This is a genomic window from Duganella sp. OV510, assembly GCF_900100205.1.
Lineage (GTDB): Bacteria > Pseudomonadota > Gammaproteobacteria > Burkholderiales > Burkholderiaceae_D > Rugamonas.
In genome coordinates, this window is the sequence record NZ_FNEQ01000001.1 from 1,300,931 (window position 1) to 1,313,482 (window position 12,552).

Genomic DNA, 12,552 nt, shown 5'->3' on the forward strand with positions numbered 1-12,552 from the left:
CATGAGTACCCAGAATCTGCCAAAACCGACCGCCGCCGAACTGGAAATGCTGCGCCTGCTGTTCGCGCTCGGCCCGGCGACGGCGCGCCAGGTCCATGAGGCCGCGCTGGAAACGCGTCCCGACAGCAACTACGCCACCGTGCTGCGCGTGCTGCAGATCATGCACACCAAAGGCCTGCTGAAGCGCGACGAAAGCCAGCGCGCCCATATCTACTCGCCGGTGCAGGAACAGGACTCGGTCCAAACCAATCTGCTGAAAGACCTGATCCAGAAAGCCTTCGCCGGCTCCGGCAAAGCCCTGGTGCTGGCCGCCCTGCGCGGCGGCCACGTCAGCAAAAAAGAACGCGAAGAAATTCAGGCCCTGCTCGACCAGGAAAAATAACAGGGCTAAGGCGCGCACTCACGTTGATGTTTTACTGCCAGTATAGTGACCACGCCGCCACTCACTACATAAAAGACAACGTATCCTTCAGCTCCAAACGGCACAGCCAGTTGTCGATGCCCCGGTCCGAGGTGAAAGGTTCGCTTACCCAGATGCGGATAAGCCTGTAACCACCTGACTGCCCGCCGTATCGCAGCAACGGCCTGCTTTGCGGCGGTCTGACTTTTGGGCGCCGGGAATCGGTATAAACGCTGCACATCAGAGAGTGCGGCAGCGGACCAGATTAGCGATGACATGGGGGAGGCTCTATATTCTGCCCCCCCTCCAACTCTGACAACCAGGCGTCGGCTTCAGCCATCGTTAGGTGAAGCCCGGTGGTCTTGTAATGCTCCCAGCTTTGCCTTGCTGCTTTCTCTGCAGGCGTCAAACTATCCGCCTGCTCAAGGAAAAGAGCAATCGCCTCCGAAGCCAGATCATCCGCAGCTTGCCCACGCGCTTCAGCAACGGCTTCCAATTTTCGCTTTAGCGCTGTTTCCAATTGAACAATAAACGCAACAGTTGCGGACTTAGACATATTCCCTCCGTAAAACACCAACCACCATAACAGCTTGGACAAGTTCCGAAAAGACAAGTTCACCGAGTGCAGAAAGTAGCACTACAATGATCGCCTTTTCAGCATACACATAATATGACCATTCGTTTTGATTCCTGGCCTGAACGCGCCCATCCTGTCATTGCTGTCATGCTGGCGGTGGCGATTTGTGCGGTGCCGGTCGTGCTGCCGCACTTTGATCTGGCCAACCTGCCGGCCAACCTGTTTGCCTACGTCTTCTGCTGCGTGCTGGCCTATCCGTTCGCGGCGCTGCTGCGCCACCGCCTCACCAGCCTGCCGGTGGTATGGGGCATTGCCGCGCTGCTCCTGCTGGCGGCCTGTTTCTACCATACCAATATCATCGCCGAAACCGCCAACAGCGCGTGGCCGCAACGGCGCGACGTCACGCTCGACAAATTCCTGTTCAATTTGCCGCAATTGACGATCGGAGTGTTGTGTTGGTGGCTATTAGTGCTACGTCCCGACCGCCGCAATCGGAGAGTGTGATAATCTTTCCATAATCGAACTTCCGCTAGCACCATGACTCAGAAAGCCCGCACAGCCCGCCGCCACGACGTGCGCCAGCCAGCCGTGCTGACCATGACCGACGAGAGCCGCCACGAAGTCCACACGCTGGACCTGTCCCACGGTGGCATCAGCCTGCAAACCGGAAGCCAGATGCGCCTGGCGCAATACTGCGCCGTCTCCTTCAAGGTCCAGCTGGGCGAAGTCGACCACAACGTGCTGGCCATGGGCCAGGTGATCTACAGCGATCCCGACGCCGAACTCGGCTTCAAAACCGGCGTCCAGTTCCTGCGCATCGACGATGACAGCCGCGCCATATTCCACCAGCTGCTGCAAGAAAATCAATAATCCCCACCGGTTGCATGCCAGACGAATTTCCGCTATATTGAACAAAGTTTCGCTATAACGGATTTTCGCTATAGCTCATCAGCATCAAGAGTCGGTTCAACCGACGCCAACCTGCCTCCCCGGGCAAGGTGGAAGCCTCTACGGCGATGCGGCCTTTTCACGGCAACGAAGCGGGTGTGACATGGTTACTCCAAATCGAGCCAAGCTTGCAGGAGAAATCATGAGCACATTTACCGCCCTTTCCCCAGATACCAGGCCACTGGACAGCCAGTTCCGCATGACGCACACCTTTCATCTGTCGGTAGGCGCCAATGAGCCTGCAGCCGGCCAACTCGAATCGACCTTGAAAAGCGCCAGCGCACGCGTCGACAAATGGCAGATTTTGCGTCGAGGCGGCTGTTATGAGCACAGCATCACTGTCGGCGGCATCGGCGAAACCTCCGCCCGCGCGCTGCGCAAGGCGCTCGCCAGCCTGAACAGCGAAATCAAGGTCCGCGTCGAACACATGCTGCACTTTGACGCCCGGTAACCACCAGCGCATTGAGTGTGATATTGTTTTGGCAATCCAACTTCCCCCCGCACTATGATTGCCAAAGCTCTTCGCAAGACAATTCTTTGCCTATGCTGTATCTCGTCCGCCATCGCCACAGCCGCGCAGATACAGACCCGCGAACAACTTGCAGCCGTTCTCGCATCCGGTGAGCCGACACCACTGGACGCGTTGACGCCCTACGGCAAGCGCTCTTTCCTTGCTGGCCTGCGGTGGCGCGACAACCATGTAATCAGCTTCAACCATGCGGCGCTGACTGACGAACTGAATCCAGGGCAACTCGAAGCGGCATTGGCCTTCATGGGACTCGGCGAGCATCTGCCGCAGCTCACGCAAGGGCTGGTCGGCGAACCGCTACGATTGCCTGAACCATCCGCCGATACAGAACGGCGTCTGCATTTGCTGAAAGAATTCGCCGATCATCCGCAGGATAACGGGCCGGCGTCGGCCACGCGCATCAACACGGCGCTACTACAACGCTACGATGAACTATTCAGGGACAGGATGAGCAGCCAGGCGCTGATGCTTCAGCCGGATGGGGACTTGCCGCTGCTATTCAGTGCCACCATGCTGGTGCATCAGGAGCTTCCCGGTTCGGCGGCCTATATCGACATGCTGGCGCTGCACGCGGAATTTTCCCGGCGCGGCATCGATACCCGGCGCGGCATCGACAGAACAGTCTTCACCGCGATGCTGGCCGCACGTGCATTCGAAGCGGCGCGCGCATTTGCCGCCCGCCATCCGCTACTGGCGGACAAGGCCATACCCAAGGTGATCGACCAACTCGGGCCCGACTTCGTTGGCCGCACAGTATTCGACTACAACGCCGCCAGCAACACGCTGACGCGGCGCGCCTTGCCCGCTGCCAAAGATACCGAACTGCTGATGGTGGTGGACGCCGGCTGCCATCCCTCCCGCAACGCGCTCGACGCCCTGCACGATGACCGCAAGTTCCTGGCACGACTGCGCATGGCCAATCTGACCCTGATCATCCCGCCCAGCGCCTCCATCCCTTTCGACTTCGTGGCAGGCTGGAACAGGGAACACCCACAAACGCCGATGTCCATCCCCTACAACGTCAGCGAATGGCAAGCGTTCAACGTCGGCGCGGTGCCGCAATTCTATCTGCTGAAAGACGGCCGCCCGGTCGCGCAATTGACCGGCTGGTCGCAGGAAGACGGCAAAGCGGCGCTGCTTAATCTGATCAAGCAATAAAAAAACGGGCCGAAGCCCGTTTTTTTATGCTGCGTGCTAACCGTGGATTAACGCTTGTCCAGCGGTGGCACGTCGCGCACGGTCGAGCCGATGAACAGCTGGCGTGGACGGCCGATTTTCTGCTCTGGATCGGCGATCATTTCGTTCCACTGGGCGATCCAGCCGATGGTACGCGCCATCGCGAAGATGCCGGTGAACAGCGACACTGGAATGCCCAGCGCCGATTGCACGATGCCCGAGTAGAAGTCGACGTTCGGGTACAGTTTGCGCGAAACGAAGTATTCGTCGTTCAGTGCAATCTTTTCCAGTTCCATCGCCAGTTTGAACAGCGGGTCGTCTTGCAGGCCCAGTTCGTTCAGCACTTCGTAGCAGGTTTCACGCATCAGCTTCGCACGTGGGTCGAAGTTTTTGTAGACGCGGTGACCGAAGCCCATCAGCTTGACGCCGGAGTTCTTGTCTTTAACCTGGGCGATGAAGGCCGGGATGTTGTCCACCGAGCCGATTTCTTTCAGCATGGTCAGTGCCGCTTCGTTGGCGCCGCCGTGGGCAGGGCCCCACAGGCAGGCGATACCGGCAGCGATACAGGCGAACGGGTTGGCGCCCGACGAACCGGCCAGACGCACGGTCGAGGTCGAAGCATTCTGTTCGTGGTCAGCGTGCAGGATCAGGATACGGTCCAGCGCGCGCACCAGCACGTCGTTGACTTTGTATTCTTCGCATGGATTGCCGAACATCATGCGCATGAAGTTGGCCGAGTACGACAGGTCGTTGCGTGGGTACACGAACGGCTGGCCGATCGAGTATTTGTACGCCATCGCCACCAGCGTAGGCATCTTGGCGATCAGGCGGATGGCCGATACTTCGCGATGCTTGGCGTCGTTGATGTCCAGCGAGTCGTGGTAGAACGAAGCCAGCGCGCCGACGGTGCCGACCAGTACCGACATCGGGTGCGCGTCACGACGGAAGCCGCGGAAGAAGAATTGCATCTGCTCGTGCACCATGGTGTGCTTGGTGACGGTCTCAACGAATTCCTTTTTCTGCACGCCGTTCGGCAGTTCGCCGTTCAGCAGCAGGTAGCACGATTCCATGAAGTCGGCGTTCACCGCCAGCTGTTCGATCGGGTAGCCGCGATATTGCAGTTCGCCCTTGTCGCCGTCGATGTAGGTGATCGACGAGTTGCACGCTGCGGTCGACATGAAGCCTGGATCGTAGGTGAACTTGCCGGTCGCGCCGTACAGTTTACGGATGTCGACGACGTCAGGACCAACGGTGCCTTTGTAGATCGGGAATTCGACCGATGCGCTGCCATCGGAGAACGAGAGAGTGGCTTTGTTATCAGAGATATTCATGGACTCTTCCTTCTTGGAGAGATGATGCAAGTAAAAGAAACTGGGTGTGCTGCTTACGCTTGGCGCAACTGCTGCAGCAACGCGCGAACGTGCGGCAGGTCAATCTCGCCTTCCGGCTCCTTGCGGGCCAGTACCAGATCCATCAGGGCATTGTCCGACAAGTCGAGGAGCCGCGTTAACGCGTCCACTTCCTCGTCGGTCAATTCAGTTTCACGCGCATCCAGAAAACGGGTGAGGATGATGTCGTTTTCCAGCAGACCCCGGCGGGCGCGCCAGCGCAGGCGGGCACGGTTGGCTGGGTCGGACTGATGCGCTGCGTGATTCGTTTCAGTCATAAGTTTATTACTTTACACTGTGCGCGCCATTCTTGCTGGAGCGCAGATTCTAAAACGGTGAAACAAAAACGGGCGGCGCTTGCGCTGCCGCCCGCAGGGTGCGCGTTAGATTGCGCGGCGTACCATCAGCTCTTTGATTTTGCCGATTGCCTTGTTCGGGTTCAGACCTTTAGGGCAGACATCGACGCAGTTCATGATCGAGTGGCAGCGGAACAAACGGTACGGATCTTCCAGGTTGTCCAGACGCTGGCCGGTGGCTTCGTCGCGCGAGTCGGCGATGAAGCGGTAGGCTTGCAGCAGGCCGGCAGGACCGACGAACTTGTCCGGATTCCACCAGAACGAAGGGCACGAAGTCGAGCAGCACGCGCACAGGATGCACTCGTACAGGCCATCCAGCTCTTCGCGCTGTTCCGGGGTTTGCAGGCGTTCTTTTTCAGGACGGATCGAATCGTTGATCAGGTAAGGCTTGATCGAATCGTACTGCTTGAAGAACTGGGTCATGTCGACGATCAGGTCGCGGATCACCGGCAGGCCTGGCAGCGGACGCAGCACGATAGGCTCGCTCAGCTCGTTCAGGTTGGTGGTGCAAGCCAGGCCGTTCTTGCCGTTGATGTTCATCGCGTCCGAACCGCACACGCCTTCGCGGCACGAGCGGCGCAGGGCCAGCGAGTCATCGACGTCGGACTTGATGCGCTGCAGCGCGTCCAGCAGCATCTTGTCGGTGTCTTTCAACTCGACGGTGACATCCTGCATGTACGGCTTGGCGTCCTGATCCGGATCGTAGCGGTAGATTTTAAGTTTGAGAGTGCGTGCCATGTTGTATAGCCTTAGAAAGTACGTGGTTTCGGTTTGAAGGTATCAACCGTCAGCGGCTTGGTCACGACGGCTTTGTAATCCAGTCGGTTGCCTTCCGAGTACCACAGGGTATGCTTCATCCAGTTGTCGTCGTCGCGGTGCGGGTAATCATCCTGCGCGTGGGCGCCGCGCGATTCTTTACGGGCAGCTGCCGACACGATGGTGGCTTTCGCGGTTTCGATCAGGTTGTCCAGTTCCAGCGCTTCCACGCGGGCGGTGTTGAACACCTTCGATTTGTCCTTGAAGGAGACGTGCTTGCGGCGCTCGTCCAGCTTCATGATTTCTTCGACGCCCTTGTTCAGCATCTCGTCGGTACGGAACACGCCGCAGTACTTCTGCATGGTGGCGCGGATATCGTTGGCGACGCCCTGCACTTTTTCGGTGCCGGTCGAGGTTTCCAGATGGTTCAGGCGGTTCAGCGCGAAGTCCGATGCGTCTTTCGGCAGCGGCTTGTTTTCCTTCTGCTTCAGGTTCGATGCCACCAGGTGGTTACCGGCTGCGCGGCCGAACACCAGCAAGTCCAGCAGCGAGTTGGTGCCCAGGCGGTTGGCGCCGTGCACCGAGACGCAGGCGCATTCGCCGATCGCGTACAGGCCGTTGACCACTTTCTGCGTGCCGTCGCCGTTCGGCGTGACCACTTGACCGTGGATATTGGTCGGGATGCCGCCCATCTGATAGTGGATGGTCGGCACGACAGGGATCGGTTCCTTGGTCGCATCGACGTTGGCGAACTTGTGGCCGATTTCCAGAATCGATGGCAGACGCTTCTCGATGGTGTCCTTGCCGATGTGGCGCAGGTCCAGCATGACGTGGTCCTTGTTCGGACCGCAGCCACGGCCTTCCTTGATCTCCTGGTCCATCGAGCGGGACACGAAGTCGCGCGGCGCCAGATCCTTCAGCGTCGGCGCATAGCGCTCCATGAAGCGTTCGCCTTCCGAGTTGATCAGGATACCGCCCTCACCGCGTACACCCTCGGTGATCAGCACGCCCGCGCCGGCCACGCCGGTCGGGTGGAACTGCCAGAATTCCATGTCCTGCAGCGGCAGGCCGGCGCGTGCGGCCATGCCCATGCCGTCGCCGGTGTTGATGAAGGCATTGGTCGAAGCAGCGAAGATACGGCCAGCGCCACCGGTGGCGAAGACGGTGGTCTTGGCTTCCAGGATCATCACGTCGCCGGTTTCCATTTCCAGCGCGACCACGCCCACCACGTCGCCTTCGGCGTCGCGGATCAGGTCCAGCGCCATCCACTCGACGAAGAAGTGGGTGCGGGCGCGAACGTTGCGCTGGTACAGCGTGTGCAGCAGTGCGTGGCCGGTACGGTCAGCTGCGGCGCAAGCGCGCTGCACAGCTTTTTCACCGAAGTTGGCGGTGTGGCCGCCGAACGGACGCTGGTAGATGGTGCCGTCAGGATTACGGTCGAACGGCATGCCGAAGTGTTCCAGCTCGTAGACCACCTTCGGTGCTTCGCGGCACATGAATTCGATCGCATCCTGGTCGCCCAGGTAGTCGCCACCCTTGACGGTGTCGAACATATGCCAGAACCAGTTGTCTTCGGCCATATTGCCCAGCGAGGCGCCGATGCCGCCCTGTGCCGCAACGGTGTGCGAACGGGTCGGGAACACTTTCGACAGCACCGCGACGTTCAGGCCGGCTTCGGCCAGTTGCAGCGATGCGCGCATGCCGGAGCCGCCGGCGCCGACGATTACCGCGTCAAAGCGGCGGGTTGGAATACCAGATTTAATAGCTGCCACGATTACACACTCCAGATAATTTGAATCGACCACACAGCGCAGCCAATCAGCCAGGCCATGGTGGCGATTTGCAGGAACAGGCGCAGGCCAATGGCGCGCACATAGTCCATCCAGACGTCACGCATGCCTACCCAGGCGTGGTAGAACAGGCCGATCAGCGTCACTGCGGTGAGCAGCTTGAACCATTGTTGGGCGAACAGGCCAGCCCAGCCTTCATAGGTAAAGTTCTGGCCGGTGAGGAAAGCCAGCACCAGGGCGGCGGTGTAGATCACCATGATGACTGCGGTGACGCGTTGCGCCAGCCAGTCACGCATGCCATAGTGCGCGCCGACTACGCGGCGCTTAGGACCGATACCGTTATCGTTAATGGACATTTCAGAATACTCCAAACAGTTTCAGGGCGATCAGGGCAGTCAGCACCAGGCTGATGACCAGCACGGTCGCGGAGGATTTACGCGCCGAGTGCTTGTCCAGGCCGACGTGCAGGTCCATCACCAGGTGACGGATGCCGGCGCACATATGGTGCAGGAAGCTCCAGCTCAGGCCGAGGATGATCAGCTTGACCAGCGGGTAGGTCACGAAACCTTCGTAGTACGCGAAAGAGATCTCGGAACGCAGCGAATTCTGCAAGAGATACAGCACGAAAGGCAGCAGCACGAACATGCCCACGCCGGAAATACGGTGCAGGATGGACACGATGGCAGCCAGTGGCATGCGGTAGTTGGACAGTTCGGTAACGTGGATGTTACGGAACTCCGGCCGTTCTTTTTTAGGGGCTTCCCTTACGGCTTCTGACATAACAAGACCTCCTCAGGCTTATACAAAATTTTGGTAAGACTACGATTTTCGCCGATTTCCACTCTCATAACCAATATCTATTGTTACATATAATAAAAATAGTGGTCGGCATCACAACTGGCGGCTACTTTCCGTAGCTCAACGTATTATCAGCGCAACAATGCTACGGGCGTATGACCGGCGCCCAGTTACGCTGTGTCTCCTTCAATTCAACTCGTTGTGATAGTGATGGCGTTCAGTCAGGTACAGGCCGCGGCGCAGCTCGACCGGCTTGTCGCCATACGTGAACGACACCCGCTCCGACGCCAGCAGCGGCGTGTTCGCGGCAATTTTCAACAGCGCGGCGTCGCCCTCGGCGGCGCAAACGGCGCGGATTTTTTCGGTGGCACGGATCATGCGCGTGCCGAATTCGGACTCAAACAGCCCGTACATCGGACCCTTGTATTCTTCCAGCCGCTCCGCAGTCAGCCCCTTGAAGGTGATGCCTGGCAGCCAGATTTCCTCGACGATGGTTGGCACGGCGTCAAAATGTTGCACACGTTTGACAAATATCACGGCGTCGCCGGACTTCAGGTCCAGCAACCGCGCTACGTCGGCCGGCGCACGGGTGCGCTTGACTTCGATAAACTGGCTGACGCCTGGGTGCGGCACGCCTTCGTCCGGCATCAGCCGCAGGAAACGGAACTGGGCGCGCTCTTCGTGGTGGGTGGAGACGAAAGTCCCCTTGCCCTGCTTGCGCATCACCAGGTTTTCGGCGGCCAGCTCGTCGATCGCCTTGCGCACCGTGCCCTGGCTGACCTTGAAGCGGTTGGCCAGTTCGACTTCGCTGGGGATCAGTTCACCCGGCTTCCATTCGCCGGACTGCAGGCTTTTGGTGATCAGGGCCTTGATTTGCTGGTAAAGCGGGGAGAAAGTTGGCGACACCGAAGCAGCACTACCGGCGCTGGCAGCGGTAGCATTGTTGTTCGAATTGGGTGGCGCGGAACTCATAGACCAAGATTTCACCACAAATGAACAGTGCCGTCCAGAAAAAACGGCAATAACTTATCTGTCTTATATAAGACATAAGATAGGATTGACAGATAGTGGCAGCAGGCCTACACTCGCCGCCAACGCTTATCGATACATCATTATAAGCGTTGAATTTTGCAGTATGATTACGATTTCCCGGACCGGGCAACGGTCCAGCTTCAAGAACGTTTTACTTACACACTTTGGAGATTCATCATGGCTAAAACCCCATTGCGCGTTGCTGTCACCGGTGCCGCCGGTCAAATTGGCTACGCACTGCTGTTCCGCATCGCCAACGGCGACATGCTCGGCAAGGACCAACCAGTTATTCTGCAACTGCTGGAAATCGCCGACGAGAAGGCACAAAAAGCGCTGAAAGGCGTCATGATGGAGATCGACGACTGCGCATTCCCGCTGCTGGCCGAGATGACCGCCCACGCCGACCCGCTGACCGCCTTCAAGGATGTCGACTACGCAGTGCTGGTCGGCGCCCGTCCACGCGGCCCAGGCATGGAGCGTAAAGACCTGCTGGAAGCCAACGCCCAGATCTTCACCGCCCAAGGTAAAGCACTGGACGCCGTCGCTTCGCGCAACGTCAAAGTCCTGGTGGTCGGCAACCCGGCCAACACCAACGCTTACATCGCCATGAAATCGGCGCCATCGCTGCCAGCCAAGAACTTCACCGCCATGCTGCGCCTGGACCACAACCGCGCGCTGTCGCAAGTGGCTGCCAAAACCGGCACCCAGGTGAAAGACATCGAGAAGCTGACCGTGTGGGGCAACCACTCGCCAACCATGTACGCTGACTACCGCTTCGCCACCGTGGGCGGCAAAAACGTCAAGGACCTGATCAACGACCAGGAATGGAATGCCAACACCTTCCTGCCGACGGTCGGCAAGCGCGGCGCCGCGATCATCGAAGCGCGCGGCCTGTCGTCGGCTGCTTCGGCTGCCAACGCCGCCATCGACCACGTGCATGACTGGCACGTCGGCACCAACGGCAAGTGGACCACCATGGGCGTGCCTTCGGATGGTTCGTACGGCATCCCTGAAGGCATCGTGTTCGGCTTCCCTGTGACCACCGAAAACGGCGAATACAAAATCGTTCAAGGCCTGGACATCGATGCATTCTCGCAAGAGCGCATCAACCTGACCCTGAAAGAACTGACCGAAGAGCGCGAAGGCGTCAAGCACCTGCTGCCGTAATCCTTCTCCCCTCTCGTGGAACCGGTTAAACAACCGATCCGCCGTACCCGCCGCGCTGCCGAGAGCAGCGCGGCGGTTATTTCTTCTACCGACCGATTATCAGATTCCACCCGCATGCACCCATCCGAGGTTTTATTCCAGGGTAACCGCCAGCCGCTACTGCTGCCCGCCTGCGATCACTATGCCGGCTCCGAAAAGCTGATGCGCAAGTCGATCGCCCTGCAACAAGAACTTGGTCCACTGTTCGACATCACCCTCGATTGCGAAGACGGCGCCAGCGCCGGCAACGAGGAAGCCCACGCCCGGCTGGTGGTGGAACTGCTCAACTCCGACGACAACCAGTTCAACCGCATCGGCGCTCGCGTGCACGACATCGCCAGCCCGCACTTTGCGCAGGACGTCGAGATCATCTGCAGCGCCGCCAAGCGGCTGGCTTACATCGCCATCCCCAAGGTCAACAGCATCGACGAACTGGCGCGCGCCATCAAGCTGATCAACACGCACGCCGCCAAGGCCGGCCGCAAGGACCTGCCGGTGCACGTGCTGATCGAAACCCACGGCGCGCTACACGACGTCTACGCGATCGCCGCCCTGCCCCAGGTGCAGTGCCTGTCGTTCGGCATCATGGACTTCGTCTCGTCGCACTACGGTGCGATCCCCGGCGCGGCGATGCGCACGCCTGGCCAGTTCACCCACCCGCTGGTGGTGCGGGCCAAGCTGGACATCGCCGCCGCCTGCCACGCGCACGGCAAGGTGCCGTCGCACAATGTGACCACCGAGATCAAGGACACTGCGGTGGCGGCGAATGACGCCCAGCGCGCCGCCGCCGAATTCGGCTACACGCGCATGTGGAGCATCCACCCGAACCAGATCAAGCCGATCATCAAGACGTTCACGCCGCGCCTGTCGGAAGTCAGCGAGGCGGCCGCCATCCTGCACGAAGCCGCAGCCGTGCAATGGGGTCCCATCTCCCAAAATGGGCGCTTGCACGACCGCGCCAGCTATAGATATTATTGGACCGTTCTACAGCGCGCCAAACTGGCGGGCCTGAGCCTGCCGGAATCGGTGGCGCCGCTGTTCAACGGTCCGTCCACCGACCAGCCACAGGAAGCAAACTAATGTCGATCTCCAAATTATTCATGGCCTGCAGCCTCGCTCTGGCCTCGCTGACCCTTGCCGCCGGCGCCCACGCCGAAACCGAGGTCAAAAAACCCGTCAAGAAGGAAGCCGCCAAAAAGCCGGCCGCCAAGGCCAAGAAGGTCGCCGCCAAGCCGGTCGAGCCGAAAGCGCCGAACGAGGAAGAAGACGAGCCGGTCATCACCGATACCGCCGCCACCGACTTCGACTGCGAACTGGGCAACAAGATCACCATCTACCAGAACGCCAGCGACGATGGCCACATCGCGCTGCGCTGGAAGAAGCGCCTGCACCGCCTGACCCGCGTTGGCACCACCACCGGCGCGCTGCGCTTCGAGAACAAGCTGTATGGCCTGATCTGGATCGGCATCCCGGCCAAGGGCATGCTGCTGGACTCCAAGCAGAACCGCCAGCTGGCCAACGAATGCCGCAACGCCGAACAACTGAAGCCGCTGGCCACCGCCGCCGACGCGCCGGCCAACACGCTTCAATAACGCA

The 12,552-nt window shown here is 59.6% G+C and carries 17 protein-coding genes and 1 riboswitch; of the genes, 8 read left to right on the plus strand and 9 right to left on the minus strand.

The annotated features are described in order from the left end of the window. Position 1: 1 nt before the first annotated feature. Positions 2-382, plus strand: coding sequence for a BlaI/MecI/CopY family transcriptional regulator (locus tag BLS51_RS06080; protein WP_090176616.1), 381 nt, complete (start codon positions 2-4; stop codon positions 380-382). A gap of 5 nt (positions 383-387) precedes the next feature. Here BLS51_RS06080 and BLS51_RS30605 read toward each other — a convergent pair whose 3' ends face one another. Next, positions 388-678: a type II toxin-antitoxin system RelE/ParE family toxin gene (locus BLS51_RS30605; protein WP_090176612.1), complete on the minus strand. Its 291-nt coding sequence runs from the start codon at positions 676-678 to the stop codon at positions 388-390. Continuing rightward, the gene (locus BLS51_RS06090; protein WP_139168654.1) at positions 666-956 is read right to left on the minus strand and encodes a CopG family transcriptional regulator; all 291 of its coding nucleotides are present in this window, start codon (positions 954-956) and stop codon (positions 666-668) included. The genes BLS51_RS30605 and BLS51_RS06090 overlap by 13 nt, the downstream gene beginning before the upstream one ends. A 114-nt stretch (positions 957-1,070) precedes the next feature. Between BLS51_RS06090 and BLS51_RS06095 the strand changes: the two genes are divergently transcribed. The 4 genes from BLS51_RS06095 (at position 1,071) to BLS51_RS06110 (ending at position 3,612) form a co-directional block, all read left to right on the plus strand. Then, positions 1,071-1,481, plus strand: a complete 411-nt coding sequence (locus BLS51_RS06095; RefSeq protein WP_090176605.1) for a hypothetical protein — start codon at positions 1,071-1,073, stop codon at positions 1,479-1,481. A 33-nt stretch (positions 1,482-1,514) separates the two neighbouring features. Beyond that, positions 1,515-1,847 (plus strand): PilZ domain-containing protein, encoded by a 333-nt coding sequence (locus BLS51_RS06100; RefSeq protein WP_090176602.1) that lies wholly within the window; start codon positions 1,515-1,517, stop codon positions 1,845-1,847. 76 nt (positions 1,848-1,923) lie between these two features. Beyond that, positions 1,924-2,027, plus strand: a riboswitch (SAM-I-IV-variant riboswitch). Positions 2,028-2,067: 40 nt separating this feature from the next. After that, on the plus strand, positions 2,068-2,376 hold the full coding sequence (locus tag BLS51_RS06105; protein WP_090176598.1) for a hypothetical protein: 309 nt from the start codon (positions 2,068-2,070) through the stop codon (positions 2,374-2,376). Positions 2,377-2,430: 54 nt separating this feature from the next. After that, positions 2,431-3,612, plus strand: a complete 1,182-nt coding sequence (locus BLS51_RS06110; RefSeq protein ID WP_139168655.1) for a YbbN family protein — start codon at positions 2,431-2,433, stop codon at positions 3,610-3,612. A 47-nt stretch (positions 3,613-3,659) separates the two neighbouring features. On the opposite strand, the gene gltA is transcribed toward BLS51_RS06110, so the two are convergent. The 7 genes from gltA to BLS51_RS06145 form a co-directional block, all read right to left on the minus strand. Further along, a complete protein-coding gene (gltA, locus tag BLS51_RS06115; protein ID WP_090176590.1) occupies positions 3,660-4,961 on the minus strand; it encodes a citrate synthase in 1,302 nt (433 codons plus the stop codon). Positions 4,962-5,014: 53 nt separating this feature from the next. Further along, the gene (locus tag BLS51_RS06120; protein ID WP_090176585.1) at positions 5,015-5,296 is read right to left on the minus strand and encodes an FAD assembly factor SdhE; all 282 of its coding nucleotides are present in this window, start codon (positions 5,294-5,296) and stop codon (positions 5,015-5,017) included. A 105-nt stretch (positions 5,297-5,401) separates the two neighbouring features. Continuing rightward, positions 5,402-6,112: a succinate dehydrogenase iron-sulfur subunit gene (locus BLS51_RS06125; RefSeq protein WP_090176581.1), complete on the minus strand. Its 711-nt coding sequence runs from the start codon at positions 6,110-6,112 to the stop codon at positions 5,402-5,404. A gap of 11 nt (positions 6,113-6,123) precedes the next feature. Further along, positions 6,124-7,902: a succinate dehydrogenase flavoprotein subunit gene (gene sdhA, locus BLS51_RS06130; RefSeq protein ID WP_090176579.1), complete on the minus strand. Its 1,779-nt coding sequence runs from the start codon at positions 7,900-7,902 to the stop codon at positions 6,124-6,126. Between the two features lie 2 nt (positions 7,903-7,904). Continuing rightward, on the minus strand, positions 7,905-8,276 hold the full coding sequence (gene sdhD, locus BLS51_RS06135; RefSeq protein ID WP_090176575.1) for a succinate dehydrogenase, hydrophobic membrane anchor protein: 372 nt from the start codon (positions 8,274-8,276) through the stop codon (positions 7,905-7,907). 1 nt (position 8,277) lies between these two features. After that, entirely contained in the window at positions 8,278-8,700 is a 423-nt protein-coding gene (gene sdhC, locus BLS51_RS06140) for a succinate dehydrogenase, cytochrome b556 subunit (RefSeq protein WP_090176572.1), read from the minus strand. A gap of 204 nt (positions 8,701-8,904) precedes the next feature. Then, entirely contained in the window at positions 8,905-9,690 is a 786-nt protein-coding gene (locus BLS51_RS06145; protein ID WP_090176568.1) for a GntR family transcriptional regulator, read from the minus strand. A 237-nt stretch (positions 9,691-9,927) separates the two neighbouring features. On the opposite strand from BLS51_RS06145, the gene BLS51_RS06150 reads away from it, so the two are divergent. The 3 genes from BLS51_RS06150 to BLS51_RS06160 all read left to right on the plus strand — a co-directional run bounded on the left by BLS51_RS06150 (position 9,928) and on the right by BLS51_RS06160 (position 12,548). Beyond that, positions 9,928-10,917: a malate dehydrogenase gene (locus BLS51_RS06150; RefSeq protein ID WP_090176563.1), complete on the plus strand. Its 990-nt coding sequence runs from the start codon at positions 9,928-9,930 to the stop codon at positions 10,915-10,917. Positions 10,918-11,031: 114 nt separating this feature from the next. Beyond that, the gene (locus BLS51_RS06155; RefSeq protein ID WP_090176559.1) at positions 11,032-12,036 is read left to right on the plus strand and encodes an HpcH/HpaI aldolase/citrate lyase family protein; all 1,005 of its coding nucleotides are present in this window, start codon (positions 11,032-11,034) and stop codon (positions 12,034-12,036) included. Beyond that, complete coding sequence (locus BLS51_RS06160; RefSeq protein ID WP_090176555.1) at positions 12,036-12,548, plus strand: hypothetical protein; 513 nt, start codon at positions 12,036-12,038, stop codon at positions 12,546-12,548. The genes BLS51_RS06155 and BLS51_RS06160 overlap by 1 nt, the downstream gene beginning before the upstream one ends. Positions 12,549-12,552: the final 4 nt, after the last annotated feature.